15 protein-coding genes are annotated in these 18,671 nt (G+C 46.3%); 9 read left to right on the forward strand and 6 right to left on the reverse strand.

What is annotated here, in order from left to right; all coding sequences use genetic code 11:
- Window positions 1–66: 66 nt before the first annotated feature.
- The 5 genes from OO778_RS08590 to OO778_RS08610 are packed head-to-tail and all read right to left on the reverse strand — an operon-like array spanning window position 67 to window position 4,700.
- Window positions 67–1,845: a bifunctional molybdopterin-guanine dinucleotide biosynthesis adaptor protein MobB/molybdopterin molybdotransferase MoeA gene (locus tag OO778_RS08590; RefSeq protein WP_264911341.1), complete on the reverse strand. Its 1,779-nt coding sequence runs from the start codon at window positions 1,843–1,845 to the stop codon at window positions 67–69.
- Complete coding sequence (gene mobA, locus OO778_RS08595) at window positions 1,842–2,429, reverse strand: molybdenum cofactor guanylyltransferase MobA (RefSeq protein ID WP_074191452.1); 588 nt, start codon at window positions 2,427–2,429, stop codon at window positions 1,842–1,844. Before mobA ends, OO778_RS08590 begins: the two co-directional genes overlap by 4 nt.
- Window positions 2,407–3,126 (reverse strand): energy-coupling factor ABC transporter ATP-binding protein, encoded by a 720-nt coding sequence (locus OO778_RS08600; RefSeq protein WP_074191453.1) that lies wholly within the window; start codon window positions 3,124–3,126, stop codon window positions 2,407–2,409. Before OO778_RS08600 ends, mobA begins: the two co-directional genes overlap by 23 nt.
- A gap of 50 nt (window positions 3,127–3,176) precedes the next feature.
- Window positions 3,177–3,875, reverse strand: a complete 699-nt coding sequence (locus tag OO778_RS08605; RefSeq protein ID WP_005396188.1) for an ABC transporter permease — start codon at window positions 3,873–3,875, stop codon at window positions 3,177–3,179.
- Window positions 3,876–3,881: 6 nt separating this feature from the next.
- On the reverse strand, window positions 3,882–4,700 hold the full coding sequence (locus tag OO778_RS08610; protein WP_005396187.1) for a substrate-binding domain-containing protein: 819 nt from the start codon (window positions 4,698–4,700) through the stop codon (window positions 3,882–3,884).
- Between the two features lie 333 nt (window positions 4,701–5,033).
- Here OO778_RS08610 and OO778_RS08615 point away from each other — a divergent pair, with 333 nt between their 5' ends.
- From OO778_RS08615 to OO778_RS08625, 3 genes are all read left to right on the forward strand, one after another.
- Window positions 5,034–6,485, forward strand: a complete 1,452-nt coding sequence (locus tag OO778_RS08615) for a sigma-54 dependent transcriptional regulator (RefSeq protein ID WP_264911343.1) — start codon at window positions 5,034–5,036, stop codon at window positions 6,483–6,485.
- On the forward strand, window positions 6,475–8,514 hold the full coding sequence (locus tag OO778_RS08620; RefSeq protein WP_145532131.1) for a cache domain-containing protein: 2,040 nt from the start codon (window positions 6,475–6,477) through the stop codon (window positions 8,512–8,514). Before OO778_RS08615 ends, OO778_RS08620 begins: the two co-directional genes overlap by 11 nt.
- A gap of 217 nt (window positions 8,515–8,731) precedes the next feature.
- A complete protein-coding gene (locus OO778_RS08625; protein WP_012841837.1) occupies window positions 8,732–10,324 on the forward strand; it encodes an ABC-F family ATPase in 1,593 nt (530 codons plus the stop codon).
- A 362-nt stretch (window positions 10,325–10,686) separates the two neighbouring features.
- Here the strand turns inward: OO778_RS08625 and OO778_RS08630 are convergent, their stop codons facing one another.
- Window positions 10,687–11,520 (reverse strand): formate dehydrogenase accessory sulfurtransferase FdhD, encoded by an 834-nt coding sequence (locus OO778_RS08630; protein ID WP_005396179.1) that lies wholly within the window; start codon window positions 11,518–11,520, stop codon window positions 10,687–10,689.
- Window positions 11,521–11,845: 325 nt separating this feature from the next.
- Here OO778_RS08630 and OO778_RS08635 point away from each other — a divergent pair, with 325 nt between their 5' ends.
- From OO778_RS08635 to OO778_RS08660, 6 genes are all read left to right on the forward strand, one after another.
- Window positions 11,846–12,310, forward strand: coding sequence for a DUF3305 domain-containing protein (locus OO778_RS08635; protein ID WP_005396177.1), 465 nt, complete (start codon window positions 11,846–11,848; stop codon window positions 12,308–12,310).
- Window positions 12,300–12,917: a DUF3306 domain-containing protein gene (locus OO778_RS08640; protein ID WP_264909130.1), complete on the forward strand. Its 618-nt coding sequence runs from the start codon at window positions 12,300–12,302 to the stop codon at window positions 12,915–12,917. Before OO778_RS08635 ends, OO778_RS08640 begins: the two co-directional genes overlap by 11 nt.
- 308 nt (window positions 12,918–13,225) lie before the next feature.
- Window positions 13,226–14,887: a 4Fe-4S dicluster domain-containing protein gene (locus OO778_RS08645; protein WP_256951830.1), complete on the forward strand. Its 1,662-nt coding sequence runs from the start codon at window positions 13,226–13,228 to the stop codon at window positions 14,885–14,887.
- Between the two features lie 9 nt (window positions 14,888–14,896).
- A complete protein-coding gene (locus OO778_RS08650; RefSeq protein ID WP_006742580.1) occupies window positions 14,897–15,523 on the forward strand; it encodes a molecular chaperone in 627 nt (208 codons plus the stop codon).
- Window positions 15,524–15,596: 73 nt separating this feature from the next.
- Window positions 15,597–15,797 carry a twin-arginine translocation signal domain-containing protein gene (locus OO778_RS08655; RefSeq protein WP_005396171.1) on the forward strand — a complete coding sequence of 67 codons (201 nt, stop codon included), beginning with the start codon at window positions 15,597–15,599 and terminating at the stop codon, window positions 15,795–15,797.
- A 10-nt stretch (window positions 15,798–15,807) separates the two neighbouring features.
- Window positions 15,808–18,663: a formate dehydrogenase subunit alpha gene (locus OO778_RS08660; RefSeq protein ID WP_074191458.1), complete on the forward strand. Its 2,856-nt coding sequence runs from the start codon at window positions 15,808–15,810 to the stop codon at window positions 18,661–18,663.
- The last annotated feature ends 8 nt before the right edge of the window (window positions 18,664–18,671 follow it).

The following is an 18,671-nucleotide window of genomic DNA, read 5'->3' on the forward strand; positions in this document are numbered from 1 at the left end:
CTCTGAAAAGGTTTCTGTATTAAACAAAAAGGCCAGACTCGCTGACCTTTGAATTTCTAGTTTGGGCTAGATTCTGCCTTGAAGTGGGATAATTGTCACGCTTTCTCCCGCTTTTACTGTATCAATAGCTGGGGAGATTTCGATTAAACAGTTTGCTTCACTCATTGAGCGCAAAATACCAGAGCCTTGCTTGCCTGTTGTACGAACGGTTAAACGGCCAGTGTCATCCAGTTCATAGATTCCTCGACTAAACTCGGTACGACCTTGGCGAGAGCGAAGATTCTCAGTCGCGATGGCATTCACTTTCAGAGGCTTCCAGCCTTGTTCGCCTTGCATCTTACGCAGTGCAGGCTCGACAAAGTTAATGAAAGAGACCATCACGGCAACAGGGTTGCCCGGCAGACCAAAGAACGGCTTGTTGTTGATTTGACCAAACGCGAGTGGACGTCCCGGACGCGTGTTGATTCGCCAAAAATCGATTTGACCAAGTTTATCCAAGGCAAGTTTGATGTAATCCGCATCACCAACGGATACGCCACCAGAAGTCATAACCACGTCCGCTTGCGCCGATGCGTTTTCCAACGCTTCAATCATTAACTGTTCGTTGTCTTCCAGAATACCGAAATCCAAGATCTCGCAGCCGAGCTTTTCAAGCATGCCCATGATGGTAAAACGGTTGGAATCGTAGATAGAATTCGCTTTTTGCTCTGTTCCCGGCGCTTGTACTTCGTCACCGGTGGAGAACACGGCAACTTTCAATTTGCGGAACACATTCGCTTCACCAAAACCAAGCGAAGCGATCATGCCCATTTCTGGAGAGGCTAGGCGATTGCCTGCGGTAAAGACGTCACTTCCGATAGCGAGATCTTCACCTGCTTGACGAACGTTTTGGCCTGCTTTGATATTCGCACCGTTAAAGGTGACCTTGTCACCTTCTTGAGAGGCTTGCTCACGCATGACCACTGTGTCGCCGTTAAGTGGTGTTGGTGCGCCGGTCATGATTTTCACCGCTTGACCAACTTCCAGAGGCTGATCGTAAGCATGGCCCGCCATCACTTCAGCAACCACTTGGTAGCTATCGCGGTCAACATCATCACTGCGGATAGCGTAACCGTCCATCGCGGAGTTGGTGTATTGCGGCACGTTTACTGGTGAAATGATATCTTCCGCGAGAACGCGGCCATAGGCGTTTTCAATCTTGCATGCTTCTATTTCCGAGACCGTGTTCACCAAAGAAAGGATTTTTTCTTGGCCTTGAATCACAGAAAGGAACGCCGGAGAAAGTGTGTCGCAACATGCGGCGTCTTTCTCTTTAGATTTTGGTGCTTTTGCATCTTGAACGTATTGAAGAACAAATTGAGCGATGGCATCCAAATCATTGATGTTCATTTGAGGCAGTTCAGAGTCCAACTCGCCGCTGTCTGACGCGATAGCGATGATGTTTTCATCGTGAGGGTAAAGCCAAGGTTTACCCACTTCTTCACGGTGCAATTCAATTTTAGGAAACGCGATGTTTTTACAGCCTTCGACCAAAACTACATCGAGCTTGTCTTCATCAAAACGTGTTAATAGGTATTCAAACTCTGCTTCGGCTTCTGGCGTTTCTGTCATTAACGCAAAACGGTTGCGAGAAGCAATCAGCATTTGAGACGCGCCAGCTTTGCGTAAACGGTAGCTGTCTTTACCCGGCTTATCGACATCGAAGTTGTGGTGCGCATGTTTTAGCATGCCAATGCGTAAACCTGCTTCAGTCAGCTTTGGCAATAGGGCTTCAAGTAGCGTGGTTTTGCCTGTGCCTGAATAAGCTGCAAAACCAAGAATAGGAATGTTTAGCGTGTGTTTCATGATTCTAATTGTCCAAATTGCGCCAGTTCTTCCGGAGTGTTCAAGTTGACGAAACAGTTTGGTGAGTCGCTAAAGTCAACGTAACTGGTGTTGCACTCTTTGTAGAGCAGAATGATTTTGCGGTCGCCACGTTCTAAAAATGCGGTGAGTTTTGGCAGTACGCGTTTGTGGTAGAGCGTGAAAACAGGTTGCTGATGGTCACCATCATGAGCGACCAAAATATCGCTGTCTTCTTTGGCGGCTTGGCAGAAACGCTCGACAAGGTCGGTGTTAATTTGTGGGCTATCGCAAGGTACAAATCCAACCCAGTCAGTTTCAGCATGCATCAAACCCGCGTGAATACCGCCCATAGGCCCAGGGAAATCTTTGAATTGATCACTAAAGACGAAACCAAATTTGCTGTACACATCTTGGTTTCGGTTGGCATTAATTAAAATGCGTGGTGTTTGTGGAGATAAACGTTCAATAACGTGTTCGATGAGTGGCTTCTGATTTAATTCAATCAGACCTTTATCTTTTCCACCCATACGGCTGGCTTGGCCACCAGCTAAAATGACCCAACTAGTTTGTGTTGGTTGAAGCATATGCATTCTCTTGGGATATTTCTTTTGGTATGACATACAACAGAGGAGACTCTATCAAAGTCTTGTCTTTAATCCACCACTGTTTTTTACACAAGTCGGTCAGTGCGTTGGCCTGATGGCTTGTCACCACGATACTGGAACCACGATCCAAAAGATCTTTCGCCATCACCACCAATCGTTCAATGGATTCTTGGTCTAAAGACGCACTTGGCTCATCCATCAATAAAATCGACGGTTTTAAGATCCAAGCTCTTGCCATGGCAACGCGCTGTTTTTCACCGCCGGACAACACGGAAATATGTTCGTCCGCTAAGGTTTCTAAACCTACCATGCGCAGCGCGTGAATAACTTGAGCTCGCTTATCTTTTGGTGTGTCTTGTTGATATTTCACACCATAGACCACGTTCTCATAAACAGTGCCGTCAAAAAGGTAAGGAGACTGATGGAGATAAATCACATCGACACGACCATTGCGACGCGTCAGTCTTTTCAGCCACGTATCTTTTGGCGCAACAACGTCGCCAGTAGAGGGTTTGAGCAAGCCAGCAAGGATTTTGAGTAGGGTAGTTTTGCCCACACCATTGTCACCCTTGAGATAAATGGCATCATTTGGGCCGATGGCTAACTCAGGGATGTGGAAAAGCACACGCTCTTTAAAGCGCATGGATAACTGCTCGGCGGTGATTTTTATAGTCATAATGCGCCTCGACATGGGGTTAATGGTGAGTCGTTTGTTTGCTTCATGTTCTATGTTCTGAGGTAGCCTTTGCCTCTCATGCTTGATAAGAAGAAGTTTAGTGCCAACGCTAAAGATAGTAATACAATTCCTAATGCAACTCCTTGCGCAAAAGCACCTTTGCTGCTTTCCATTGCGATAGCAGTGGGAATATTTCGCGTCACGCCCATAATGTTTCCGCCCACCATCATTGAGCAGCCCACCTCGGTTACGATACGTGAGAACCCTGCAATGATAGCTGCGAGTAGAGGAAAGCGGGTTTCCCAAATCATCGTAGCTGCCACGCGCGGAATGGAGACGCCTAGCGTGATGGCAGTTTCCACAGCGCGACGGTCGCTAGATTGCAATGCACCATGCATCATCGATACCAAAACAGGGAAACAGATCACCATTTGGCCGAAAATCATCGCCTTCTGAGTGAACAGCATTTGCCAATCTCCCCAAGGGCCAGCGCGTGATAGCAACATATACAGCAAAAGGCCAATCACGACGGTAGGAACCGCTTGCAGCGTATTCACTATCGACAGCAAAAACCATTTGCCGCGAAAATCGGTATACGCCAGTACAAAGGACATCAAAATAGCCGGCAATACCACTAAAGATATTGCCGTGATAGAAACACTAAAGGAGACCGCAACGATCTCCCATAGGTCTGCATCAAAATTCACCAGTAAGCGAAGCGCTTCCAGTGTTGTATCAGCAAGATTCATATTGCGTTATTTGCTCTCAGCATTCGCAACAAACAGTTGTTTACCGTTTAGGCGGAAACCATTGATAAGTTCCTGTCCGCGAGGGTTCACCAACCAATCACTGAATGCTTTCGCGCCTTGGTAGTTGATTGTTGGGTAACGCTCAGGATTAACAAGAATAACTTGGTACGGGTTAAACAGTTTTTCATCGCCTTGGAACAGAATTTCTAGATCCAATTTGTTTTGATAAGCCAACCATGTGCCGCGGTCTGTCATGGTGTAGCCTTGCATTTCAGACGCCATGTTCAGAGTTGGGCCCATACCTTGACCTACGCTGCGGTAACCGCCAAAGTTTGGTTCGATTTTAGTTTGAGCCCAGAAGCCCATTTCTTTTTTGTGCGTACCAGAATCATCGCCGCGAGAGATGAACGTTGCGTTTTTGTTTGCGATCTCTTTGAATACATCTAACACGCCTTCGTCATTTTTGATTTTTGCTGGGTCAGCTTTCGGGCCAACAATTACAAAGTCGTTATACATCAGTTTACGAGGTAGAACGCCGTAGCCTTTCTCAACGAATGTGCCTTCGGCTTTTGGTGCGTGTGTCATCACCAAATCTACGTCACCGTTTTCGCCCATTTTTAAGGCCTTGCCAGTACCCGCAGCGATAACATCGACTTTGTAGCCCGTATCTTTCTCAAATTGTGGAAGCAGGTAATCAAGTAACCCTGAATGGTAAGTACTGGTAGTGGTTGCTAGGCGAACGTGCTCGCCATCTTGAGCGGAAAACGCAGAGTAACTTACAAGCGTGATTGACGTCGCAGCCAGAGTTAGCGCAATTTTTTTCATTTTTATGTGTTCCTTTCCAATGATTCTTTGGCTTTTCTCCCGATGTATTGGGAGAGGCCTCTTGGACGAGAGCGATTAGTTCAAAGTGCAAGTTGTCTTAGGGTGTTGGAATAACAAACACCAACATCCTGAGATCACTTAAATACGCCCTGTAGCCACCTTATAGCAAACAAGATGCCAACCTTTTACAAGCTAAAATTGCTCGATTTATGCACTAAATCATGGGGTTATTTGCACAAAAGTTTGCGTTGGTACAAAATGTCGCACTTTTTGTAGGGTATCTCTGTTTAAACTTGGTACACTCTGTCCCATCCGAAGCCATCTGGGGTAAATATGTCTACTCAATCCCATATTAGTACAAACCAACAATATAACGCCTTTTCCGTACTGGTCGTTGATGATGAATTGGGCATGCAAGCCATTTTGAAAAAGGCATTGGGGAAGCTTTTCTCACATGTCGACACTGCTGGCAGCATCGAAGAAGCAGAGCAACTGCGTAATTCTCGACATTATGATCTGATTTTACTGGATATTAATCTGCCGGGGCGCTCTGGGATTGAGTGGGAAGAAGCGTTTGAAGATGACGACAAACGTGCCGATGTGATCTTCATGACGGGCTATGCGGATTTAGAGATTGCTATTCGCGCACTTCAACTTGGTGCTTCTGACTTTATCCTAAAGCCCTTCAACCTAGAACAAATGCTAAAAGCGGTCAGTCGCTGCATGGACCGACGTCTAAACGAGCGCATGCAGTACGCCATGAAGCGCGATTACCAACGTCACAATACCTCCGAGATCATCGGTGGTTCAGAGAAAACGCGTCAGCTTAAGCAGCTTATTAACCAGTATGCACCGTCGCGTGCTTCTGTTTTGGTCGAAGGTGAGTCGGGTACGGGTAAAGAGCTGGTTGCGCGAGGTATTCACCAAGCGAGTGGGCGAACGGGCCCATTTGTGCCAATCAACTGTGGCGCCATTGCGCCAGAGCTACTTGAAAGTGAGTTATTTGGTCATACATCGGGCGCGTTTACCGGTGCGAAAAAATCTCGTGAAGGTTTGTTCCGCGTAGCAAATGGCGGCACCTTGTTCCTCGATGAAATTGGGGAAATGCCACTTGCAATGCAGGCATCATTATTGCGTGTGTTAGAGCAGCGTACTATCCGTCCTGTTGGTTCAGAAAAAGAAATCAGTATTGATGTCCGTATTGTTGCCGCCACCAATCGAAACCTGCAAGAAGAGGTCAACCAAGGCAACTTCCGCAGTGACCTGTATTACCGTTTGAATGTGCTCAAAATCGAAGTGTGTCCCCTGCGTGAGCGCAAAACCGATTTGTTTGAGCTCGTGCCATTTTTCAGCAACATGCTGACGCGGGAGCTTGGTATGCCTGCGCCAAAATGGGCGCACGAGGACATGGAAGCCATGAGCGAATACGATTGGCCAGGCAATATTCGTGAACTGAAAAACTTGATTGAGCGATGCATTTTGCTCGGTAAGCCGCCAGCGCATTATTGGCGGGAGCTGAATGGTGGACACTCATTGCCTAATGTGTCGATTACCGTTTCTCATTCTGCTGAACTACCGACGTTTAAAGAAGGTAGAGAGTTCACTGGTGAGGGGTATCCAAACAACTGGACACTTAAAGAAGTCGAAAAAGCGCATATAAAACAGGTCGTTAACTTGTACGAAGGCAACAAATCAGCCGCTGCTCGTGACTTAGGCGTGGCGCGTAAGACCTTAGAACGTAAGTATAAAGAATGGGATTCTGAGGATGAGGAATATGCCGACTAACGGCCCACAGCACAAAGGATTGTCGAAATGGACGCACCGTTTTAAAACCATGGTGCGTTATCGCTTATTATTTTTAACCTCCGCACCTATCTTTCTGACTTTGATAGCCCTGATAGGGATTACCATTTATTGGTCCATCCATTATACGTGGCAAAATGCACTGCTTGATGTTTCTGAGCGTCTTGGTGTTGCGAATAACAGCGTAACGTTGTTACAGCAAAAGCAATCGAATTACGTACGTGCGTTTGCTGACTCATACGATTTTCGTATTCGCATCAATCAAGGGATACCGCAAGATGAGCTGCAAAAGTGGGTCACTGAGCAGAAGAAAAGATATGCTTTAGATTTTCTCTCTTTCCAACGCGTCAACTCGATGGAAAACAAATTCCGCTTTATGGATCTCACTAAGCGAGAATCGTTTTTTGATGTACTCAATAAAGAAGAACTCGAACGCCTCGATCCTGAACTCGCTAAACGAGCGGAAGTGCCTATTCTTGCCGATGGTGGCATGGAAGCGCGTGGGTTAGTCAGTCGAACCGTGATTCCTGTACATAGCCAAACGAATGATTTGATCGGCTTTCTTGATGGTGGTTTGCTTCTCAATAACAGCACTGTATTGGTAGATCAAATTCGCGACTTAATCTATCTCAGCGATAATGATCGCCTTCGTCCGGTTGGCACATTGACCGTATTTCTTGATGATTTGCGTGTAAGCACCAACGTTCCTCTAGACAGCGAGCATAGGCTAGGGCGCGCCATAGGCACTCGCGTGAGCGCAGAAGTGTATAACCAAGTACTTTCAAAAGGTGAGCAGTGGGTTGACCGAGCCTATGTGTATGACGCTTGGTATATTACGGCGTATCAACCGATCAAAGACCAATACGACAACGTCATTGGTATGCTTTATACCGGTTACCTAATGTGGCCATTCGTTAAAGCCTACATGACCAACATTGCAGAAATTAGCTTGATTACGGTTATGTTATTGCTGGTTTCCGGCGTGATGGTATATCGCGGTTCTTATGATCTGTTTCGACCGATCGAACGCATCCATAAAGTGGTGAAGCAGGTCCAACAAGGAAAAGAAAAACGGATTGGTCCGTTGGGATTGGATGCCGATCATGAACTCGCACAATTAGCCAGACAGTTTGATGATATGTTAGACGCGCTAGAAGAGCGCAAAATTGAACTGAAGAACTCCGCAGCGCAACTTGAATGCAAAGTTCAAGAGCGTACAGCGAGCCTTAGAGAAAAAACCCAAGATCTAGAGCTGCATATTCAATTGCTTAACCAAACCCGCGACAAACTCGTTGTTCATGAAAAACTGGCAGCACTGGGAGAACTCACCGCGGGGATTGCTCACGAAATCAATAACCCAACCGCCGTGATCCTTGGCAACGTGGAGTTGATCCACTTTGAGTTGGGTGACGATGCAAGTCGAGTACAAGAGGAGATTGATGCGATTCACGCGCAAATCGATCGTATTCGCAATATCACGCGTAGTTTATTGCAATACAGTCGCCAAGGTGGTGTTCAAGATGAAATCACTTGGCAACATGTCAATCCTATCATTGATGAAAGCATCACCTTGGTTAAAACGGGCACCAAGAAACGCGACGTCGAGTTTGTGACTGATCTACAAGCGCATACGTCCGTTGAGATAAACCGTCACCACTTGCTACAAATCTTAGTTAATTTGCAAATGAATGCCATTCACGCAATGAACGGCAAAGGCACGTTAACAGTAGTCAGTGAAGACTGGATTGAAGAGGGCGAAGTGAAAGGAGCCGCGATTCATGTTATTGACGAGGGTTGCGGTATTAAGCCTGAAAACTTGAATCGAATCTTCTCACCATTTTACACGACGAAGCGAGAGGGTACAGGGTTAGGGCTGTCGGTCTCCCAAAGTATCCTCAGCCAAACAGGTGGTGAGCTAAAAGCCGAGTCGGAATGGGGAAAGGGCAGTAAATTCAGTATTTATCTACCTAAAAAAGCCGAACTGATCCTAGAGGTGACGAATATCGCTTAGTCACTTTTTGGAAGTATTAATGAAAAAAGAGCCAGTGATGATGCTGGCTCTTTTTTGTATTCAATGACGCATTTGTGCTTGAGCTTTTTGCTTTGAAGAAGCACTGCGATGGTTTCACTAGCGATGAATTAATAAAAACAACACTTGCAGTATGTAGCATGAACAAGTACCGTTGCCCGGTTTTTCTAAATACACCCCAATTGCTAAGGTAAAGGTTTTGATCTCCACAGCGAATATTACTCAACAATTCGGCGCTAAGCCGCTATTCGAAAACATTTCAGTTAAGTTCGGCGAAGGTAATCGCTACGGCTTAATTGGAGCTAACGGTTGTGGTAAATCAACCTTTATGAAGATCCTCAGCGGCGAGCTTGAGCAAACCAGCGGTAACGTGAGTTACGATCCAAACGAGCGCGTTGCAAAACTAAACCAGGACCAGTTCGCTTACGAAGAATTTACGGTAATCGATACCGTTATCATGGGTCATAAAGAGCTATGGGAAGTGAAGAAAGAGCGTGACCGTATCTACTCACTTGCTGAAATGAGTGAAGAAGACGGCATGAAAGTGGCTGACCTAGAAGTTCAGTTTGCGGAAATGGACGGCTACATGGCAGAAGCCAAAGCGGGCGAGCTTCTTCTTGCGGTGGGTATTCCAATGGAGCAGCACTTCGGCCTAATGAGCGAAGTGGCGCCGGGCTGGAAACTTCGTGTGCTTCTAGCGCAAGTTCTATTCGCAGACCCAGACGTTATGCTGCTTGACGAACCTACCAACAACTTGGACATGGATACGATCCGTTGGTTGGAAGACACGCTAAACGCGCGTAACTGCACGATGATCATCATCTCGCACGACCGCCATTTCCTAAACTCAGTATGTACGCACATGGCGGACTTGGATTACGGTGAACTGCGCATTTACCCAGGTAACTACGATGAGTACATGACAGCAGCTTCTCAAGCGCGTGAACGTCTATTAAACGACAATGCGAAGAAGAAAGCACAAATTGCAGAGCTACAAACGTTCGTTGCACGTTTCTCAGCAAACGCATCGAAAGCAAAACAAGCGACATCTCGTGCGAAGCAAATCGACAAGATCAAACTGGATGAAGTTAAAGCGTCTAGCCGTCAAAACCCATTCATTCGTTTCGAACAGTCGAAAGAGCTGTTCCGTAACGCTCTGATTGTTGAAAACCTAAGCCAAGGTTTCGAAGAGGACTTGTTCTCAGACTTCAATGCAATTTTTGAAGTGGGTGAGCGCGTTGCGATCATCGGTGAGAACGGTGTGGGTAAAACAACACTTCTAAACACGCTTGCTGGTGTGCTTGAACCGCGTGCGGGTGAATACAAATGGTCTGAAAACTCAAATATCGGTTACTACGCGCAAGACCACGCGCATGACTTTGCAGAAGACATGAACCTAACGGATTGGATGGGTCAATGGCGTCAAGAAGGTGATGACGAGCAAGTCGTTCGTGGTTTCCTTGGTCGTATGCTGTTTGGTCAAGACGACATTAAGAAGTCAGTAAAAGTACTGTCTGGTGGTGAGCAAGGTCGTATGCTGCTTGGTAAACTGATGATGCACAAGCCAAACATGCTGCTAATGGACGAACCAACCAACCACATGGACATGGAATCGATTGAATCTTTGAACACCGCGCTTGAGCAATACAAAGGCACGTTGTTCTTCGTCTCTCACGACCGTGTATTCGTAGACTCGCTAGCAACGCGTATTATCGAAATCCGCGATGGCAAGATCACGGACTTCAAAGGCACGTACTCTGAGTTCCTAAAATCTCGTGGCGTTGACGCGTAATTACTCGCAAAGCGTTTAAAAAGCAAAAGCCTCGCTATTTAGCGAGGCTTTTTTAATTGGTCTTAATCCTTAAACTGACCGGTTATATACGCATATATGCCGACGACACCAAATGTAATGATCATTGAGAGCATGGTGCCACTGGGCGTGAGCAAAAAATTCCACAGTTGGTCATTGTCCATAGTTCACATCCTTTGTGAATGAGCTGTAGTTAGCATCAATTAAAGCAAGCGTTGTTATTACTACGACACACGTTGCTGTTTCTGACTTATATCGTTTAATTAAGCCTTCATAACGTGATGATTTACTTATCCCAATTGTTATAAGTTTACACGAATCGACGGTTTTGTATTATTTTCTCGTTAACGAGATGCACTTTCGCCTTTCACATCAAACTCAATCTTGTCGGCTCCGGTAAATACTTGGAAGCGTAAACCTTTCGCACGCGCAATGGTCGTAATACCAAATTGTTTCGCAAGATCTAACCCCATTTGAGTAACGCCAGAGCGAGAAAGCAGAACAGGAATGCCCATTTGGGCCACTTTAATCACCATCTCTGAAGTAAGGCGACCAGTTGTGTAGAAAATTTTATCTTCACCTGTTTCTTCTTTGAGCCACATCTCACCTGCAAGCGTATCCACTGCATTGTGGCGGCCGACATCTTCCACAAATGACAATACCTCATTGCCTTTGCAAACCGCACAGCCATGCACCGCACCTGCTTTTTTGTAGGTGTCGTTGTAATGAGTCAGCGCTTCTAGTGCGGAATAGATTTCTGATTGTTTAAGCGGAACTTGAGGCACTTGGTAGTTCTCAAGCTGCTTCATCACGTTGCCATACATGGTGCCTTGACCACAGCCAGATGTGACGGTTTTCTTTTTCAGAGCGCCTTCTAAATGTTCGGTATTTTCTTTAGTAATAACTGCTGCGGAATGCGTTTCCCAGTCAATAATGACGGATTCAATCGCTGCTGGATCGGACAGGAAGCTTTGGTTTTTCAAATAACCTAGTACTAACGCTTCTGGACGCGAACCTAGCGTCATGAGCGTGACTACTTCTTTCCAGTTCAACATGACCGTAAGAGGGCGCTCGCACGCGATTTGCTTTGTCAGTTTTTCGCCGTACTCGTCGTAAACGTCGACTTCAATGGTTTGCAGGGGATTTTCACTGGTTTTAATAATATTTGGTTTCAGCACAGTCGTGTCCTAGTGATTAAGAGCGTTAGGTTGCTACGCATTTAGCTTGCTAAGTGGTTAGCAAAGCAAATCTCGTTCCAAAATAGCTGTTCCCACAAAAATTGCGAGGTTTTATGTCAACAATGCATTAAAACTGCGAGTTCGCAGTAATGACACATCCGTACATTTGAGTTTCGGCTAGTTTGGTACTTATAGCCAGAGGACATGAATAGGCTAAGCTTTATCAGTGTGGCTCGTTTATTGCTTATAAGTCAATAAAATGGTCGAAAGTAAGGTCAAAGTGTCCTGCTTGCTTTCAGACCAAAATAGAAAAACTGGGTGAGTTATGTCGGATAAGAAAGATTTCGAGAACAATTACGAGAAGACCGAAGACGCATGGCCAATTGGCGTAGAGCTTGTTGAGCATGAGATCAGTACAGGGATTTGGGTAACAACCCAATGGCAGTTGACGGGGTTTGCGCTAAATCCGACGGAAGAGACTCCCGATGTTTGTCTGTTGCAATTGCACAAAGACGAACGTACAGACTACCGCTTTAACTTAAGCTCTCAGCAACCTAAACTTTTTTTAGTGATGGATAACGTCGAGTCTGGTGAAAAACCAGCGATACAGTTACTAACGGCTTCGCAATCTGTCGCGGCGCAATATATGGATGGCGACAACCTTGTACTATCCAACGATATGCCGTTAGCCGTTCAGGCTTGGATGGAAGCCTTTATTGGTCGCCACGGTGAGTTGTTAGAAGTAAGACGTAAGAAACGCAAAGGAGCGGGTAGAGCAAATGGCAACTAGTTTTTTAAGCCGTTGGTCGAAACGTAAATTAGAAGAATCTTCCCAATATGATGAAGAGATAACGCCGATAGCAGAGACGGAGCAATCCGAAGATAGTGTTACAGCGCTTTCAAACGCTGACGAAAGCTCAGACGCTTTGAACGTCAATGAGGTTAGTCAGGCTCCAGACATTACCGCGAGTGTAGAGACTGAAAAGCCCGAAGAAATGTCTGTGGCGCAACTGCTGGTTTCTGAAGCTTCAGAAAGCGTTAAGAAAGCCGCGCTGCGCAAAATGTTCTTGTCCGAAGAATTTAACGTGCGTGATGGCCTAGACGATTACGATGATGATTACAGTAACTTAAAGTCACTTTCTAAAGACGTCGCAGAGACGCTGCGTGATTGGGTTAAAGAAAAAGTGGAAGAAGAACCAAACGTTGAAACGGCGCAAGGATCTGAACTTAACGCTGACGATATCGCATCTGAAGTGGTTGAAGACTCAGAACCAAACGCCGAAATTACCCAAGATGAAAGTGGACTGTATATAAATACAGCATCTGGTGAAAGTGATACTTTTGCTGAGGAATCACCGCCTAACGAGGTGAGACAAAATATACCACACAAAGAATAGGTACATTTTGACTAAATACTCAATGAACCGGCTGGGACAAAATGTCTCAACCGGTTTTCTTATCCCTACTATTTGTCGGTAAAATATATAAGTGATTGAATTTTAATTGATATTTTATTGGCATGAAATTTGCTATTTGTTGCTCAATACCAATCTGGTTGAAGTTAGTACGGACGCACTGCGTAGTATTCATCGCCTATAGATGGCGGAATAAGAATGCTCATTGATAAGTTAATCAGCAGAATCTCCGGCGCTAACTACACTAAGAGATGGAAAAGACTATCCATGTTCATAAATGGAATTGAGCAATGCTGAAACAATTATTAGAACAAGCAACTTCCAATAACGGTAAAGCGAGGCTGTACGCTTTCGAAAATACCGTAGAGTTGACCAATCTTATTCCACCAACCGTAAGCTATGAAAGCGGCGGTAATACTTTGATTGTGGGCCCAACGGCAATCATCGAAAGTGCGGCAGCGCAATTGTCGCAAATGAACAGCCTAACGCTGCTTTCTACCGATGGCGAAAAGGGAACAAATCCCGAGCTTTACTACGCCAATTCGGTTCAGGTTTCAGGGTTTTTAGGTACGTTTGAAGTTCTGATTGAAAATCATGGTTCGACCAGCAATCTCGCCAAGGTCGCGATCAATAGCGATTGTTTCGATATCGTACTCGATCTTTGCCTAAACAGCTGCATGTCGGAAGAAGTACCAGTACCGGGCTACTACCCAGTTGGTCGTGGCTATCCGAAACTGGCTGAGGCGTTGGAAGAAATTCCAACCTTGATGGGGACGTTCGATAAACCGAAATTCTTCCGTTTAGATACCGATTTATGTGCACATAGCTCTCGTGGCGTAAAAGGTTGCGAACGTTGTGTGGATGCCTGTCCGGCAGGTGCATTATCGAGTGAAGGCAGCGACAAAACGGGCCATCGCATCGAGATCAACCCATACCTATGTCAAGGCGTAGGTACTTGTGCTACGGCGTGTCCGACAGAAGCTATTCATTACGCATTGCCAAACCCCGAAGATACACAAAAGTTTATTGAACGTACGCTAGCCAACTATGAGCAAGCGGGTGGTTTAGACCCTATCGTATTGATTTGTAGTTCTCGCCACGAGAGCTACAACGTGATGGCACTAAAAGCACTTCCAGATAATGTGATTCCCATTGTGGTGGAAGAACTGCCTTCGGTTGGTATAGATACTTGGTTTGCCGCGCTTGTGAACGGTGCCACTCAGGTGCTGTTTGCGGCTTCGCGTTTTATGCCTCAAACCATTATTCGTGTGCTGAATAGCGAAGTAGGTATTGCTCAAGAGCTGCTCGACCAGCTTGGTATAGCCAAAGAAACTATCGACATTCTGTATCTAGAATCACTACGTGAAGGTGCTCCGACACTTTGTACCGAGTCTTTTGATTTGGCATTAGGTGATTTGCAAGGTAACAAACGTCAGCGTCTATTTACGGCGTTGGATGCGTTGTCAGCATCGCGTATTCCAGTTGAGAACATTGTTGAACTGCCAGCAAACGCACCTTACGGCACGGTCTCTTGTGAAAGCAAAGATTGTACGTTGTGCATGAGCTGTGTAGCGGTGTGTCCAACACGTGCATTGCATACGGACGGTCAATCTCCGTCGCTTAAATTCGTCGAGCAAGACTGCATTCAATGTGGGCTGTGCGAGAAAGCGTGTCCAGAGAAAGTGCTGACGCTTACTCCTCGTATGAACTGGGTGAAAGAAGAACGCCAGAAAGCGGTTGTGATTCATGAAGAAAAGGCAGCCGAGTGCATTCGCTGTCACAAGCCTTTTGCTCCGCAATCGATGATCGACATGCTGCAAAACAAGCTTCGTGGTCATTCTCATTTCTCTGATGAAGCCGCCATTAATCGCATCGCCATGTGTGAAGACTGTCGTGTGATCGACATGTTTGAATCGATGGCTGCAGATCCAATGAATCAATTGAAATACTAGGAGCTCGCAGTGGATACACAACAAGAACAAACACTGAGAACAGACATTTATCTCGTTCTATCCGCACTTTTTCGTAGTGCGCCAAGTGATGAAATGCTGGCGTTCCTGAAATCGCTAGAAATTGAACCGTCTGAGAGCGCGATGCAAAAAGCTTGGCTCGCACTGCAACAAGCCGCCAACGAAGCGCAGCGAGAAGCGTTAGAAGAAGAATATCAAGATCTGTTTATTGGCATTGGACGTGGTGAAGTTGTGCCATTCGGGTCTTGGCATCGTACGGGCTCGATGATGGAAAAACCGTTAGCGGAAATTCGTCGCGATTTGGAACTTTTAGGCATCGAACGAGAAGAGAACGTGAAAGAGCCTGAAGACCATATTTCTGCACTATGCGAAGTGATGGCAATGCTGACGGGTGAAGAGGAAGAACTTCAACAAGCAGTGTTTAACAAACACATCGCTCCTTGGTTCCAATCTTTTACGCGCCAACTAGAGAACGCCGAAAGCGTGAACTTCTACAAGCCAGCTGCGCAGCTTTGCGATGCGTTTTTAACGTTAGAGCAAGTGCGCTTTAGCGTGAACACCAAAAGCAGTAAGAGCAAATTAAAAATTGATGTGAAAAACGTCACTGATTACGAGTAATCGAGCAGTACTTGGTCATATCGATAGAGAGGCATGAGTCTCCAAAGATCTACCGTAAGGTAAGGAAGCAATGATGAAAGATAATAAAGAAATAAACACAAGCCGTAGGGATCTCCTAAAAGGCTTCACAACCGCTGCCGTTGCTGGTGCTGTTGTTGCGGGAACCACGAAAGTGGCCGTTGCTTCAGAAACGGTTGAGCCTTCTGAAAAAGACGTGAAGAAGAAAGGGTATCGTGAAACTCAACACATTCGCGATTACTACGACACACTTTAGGAGATAACGGATGAAACTTGTCAAACGCTCCGACAGTGTGAGCAAAGAAACGAACCAGCTTGGCGTATCTCGTCGTGCATTCATGAAAAACACTTCGCTTGCCGCTGGTGGCGCAGTGGTTGGTGCTAGTCTATTCGCACCGGGAATGATGAAAAAAGCGCAAGCAAAATCCGTCGATCCAGAAGCGAAAACAGAAGTGAAACGTACTATCTGTTCTCACTGTTCAGTGGGTTGTGGTATTTACGCAGAAGTTCAAAATGGTGTTTGGACGGGTCAAGAGCCTGCATTCGACCATCCATTTAACGCCGGTGGTCACTGTGCAAAAGGCGCAGCACTACGTGAACATGGCCACGGTGAGCGCCGTCTTAAATACCCAATGAAGCTTGAAAACGGTAAGTGGAAAAAGCTTTCTTGGGATCAAGCGATCGAAGAAATCGGTAACAAGGTGATGGACATCCGCAAAGAGTCTGGCCCTGATTCGGTTTACTTCTTGGGAAGCGCAAAGCACAGCAACGAACAAGCGTACTTGTTCCGCAAAATGGCATCACTTTGGGGCACTAACAACGTTGACCACCAAGCGCGTATTTGTCACTCAACAACCGTGGCGGGTGTAGCAAACACTTGGGGTTACGGTGCGATGACCAACTCTTTCAATGACATGCACAACTGTAAGTCGATGCTGTTCATTGGTTCAAACCCAGCTGAAGCACACCCAGTAGCGATGCAGCACATTCTGATCGCAAAAGAGAAGAACAACTGTAAGATCGTCGTAGCGGATCCTCGTCGTACACGTACGGCAGCAAAATCGGATCACTATGTATCACTTCGTCCTGGTTCTGACGTAGCATTCATTTGGGGTGTGTTGTGGCACATCTTCGAAAACCAATGGGAAGATAAAGAGTTCATCCGTCAACGTGTATTCGGTATGGATGAAATCCGTGCTGAAGTAGCGAAGTGGACGCCAGCAGAAGTTGAGCGTGTAACAGGCGTAAGCGAAGAAGACGTTTACCAAACAGCAAAACTGCTTTCTGAAAATCGCCCAGGCTGTATCGTTTGGTGTATGGGTGGTACTCAGCATACTACCGGTAACAACAACACACGTGCTTACTGTGTGCTTGAGCTAGCACTTGGTAACATTGGTAAATCAGGCGGCGGCGCAAACATCTTCCGTGGTCACGATAACGTACAAGGCGCAACCGACCTTGGCGTACTTTCTGACACGCTACCGGGCTACTACGGCCTTTCTGAAGGGGCTTGGCGTCATTGGTCAAAAGTGTGGGAAATCGATTACGAATGGATTAAAGGTCGTTTCGATGACAACGCTTATAGCGGTCAGAAACCAATGCACAGTGCAGGTATTCCTGTATCCCGTTGGGTTGATGGTGTACTGGAAAACAAAGACAACATTCGTCAACGCGAAAACATCCGTGCAATGTTCTACTGGGGACACGCAGTGAACTCTCAAACACGTGGTGTTGAGATGAAAAAAGCGATGCAGAAGCTGGACATGATGGTGATCGTGGACCCATACCCAACTGTTGCTGCGGTAATGAACGACCGTACCGACGGCGTTTACTTGCTTCCTGCAACAACACAGTTTGAAACATACGGCAGTGTTACCGCTTCTAACCGCTCTCTACAATGGCGTGATCAGGTGATTGAACCTTTGTTCGAATCAAAACCTGACCATGAAATCATGTACCTGCTTTCGAAGAAACTGGGCTATTCAGATCTTCTGTTCAAAAATATCCGTGTTGAAAACAACCAGCCGGTGATTGAAGACCTAACGCGTGAATTCAACAAAGGCATGTGGACGATTGGTTACACAGGTCAAAGCCCAGAGCGTTTGAAAGCGCACCAACAAAACTGGCATACGTTCCACAAAACCACATTGGAAGCGGAAGGTGGCCCTGTCAACGGTGAAACCTACGGTCTACCTTGGCCATGTTGGGGTACACCAGAAATGAAACACCCAGGCACACACATTCTTTACGATACGTCTAAGACGGTTGCAGAGGGTGGCGGCAACTTCCGTACGCGCTTTGGGGTGGAATTCGAAGGCAAGAGCCTTCTTGCAGAAGACAGCTACTCGAAAGGCTGTGAAATCAAAGATGGTTACCCAGAGTTCACTGACAAGTTATTGAAACAACTTGGTTGGTGGGACGATCTAACGGCTGAAGAGAAAGTGGCAGCAGAGGGTAAAAACTGGAAAACAGATCTGTCTGGCGGTATTCAGCGTGTCGCGATCAAGCACGGTTGTATTCCATTTGGTAACGCGAAAGCGCGTGCGATTGTTTGGACGTTCCCAGACCGTGTGCCACTGCATCGCGAACCACTTTACACACCACGTCGTGACCTTGTAACGGATTACCCAACTTGGGAAGACAAAGATGCAATCTTCCGTGTACCTACGTTGTATAAATCCATTCAAGAGCAGGACAAATCGGGCGAGTACCCAATCGTTCTGACTTCTGGCCGTCTGGTTGAATACGAAGGTGGTGGTGAAGAGACGCGTTCAAACCCTTGGCTTGCCGAGCTTCAACAAGAAATGTTTGTTGAAGTGAACCCGAAAGACGCGAACGATCTTGGCTTTAGAGATGGTGATGATGTTTGGGTTGAAGGTGCAGAGAAAGGACGAATCAAGGTGAAAGCGATGGTAACACGTCGTGTGAAACCTGGTTTGGCGTTCATTCCGTTCCACTTTGGCGGTAAGTTCGAAGGTGAAGACCTACGTCCTAAATACCCAGAAGGTACACAACCTTACGTTGTTGGCGAATCGGCTAACACAGCAACCACTTACGGTTACGACCCGGTTACCTTGATGCAGGAAACCAAAGTAACCCTATGTAACATTCGTAAAGCGTAAGGAGTCTG

Source organism: Vibrio sp. STUT-A16 (assembly GCF_026000495.1).
Taxonomy (GTDB): Bacteria; Pseudomonadota; Gammaproteobacteria; order Enterobacterales; family Vibrionaceae; genus Vibrio; species Vibrio diabolicus.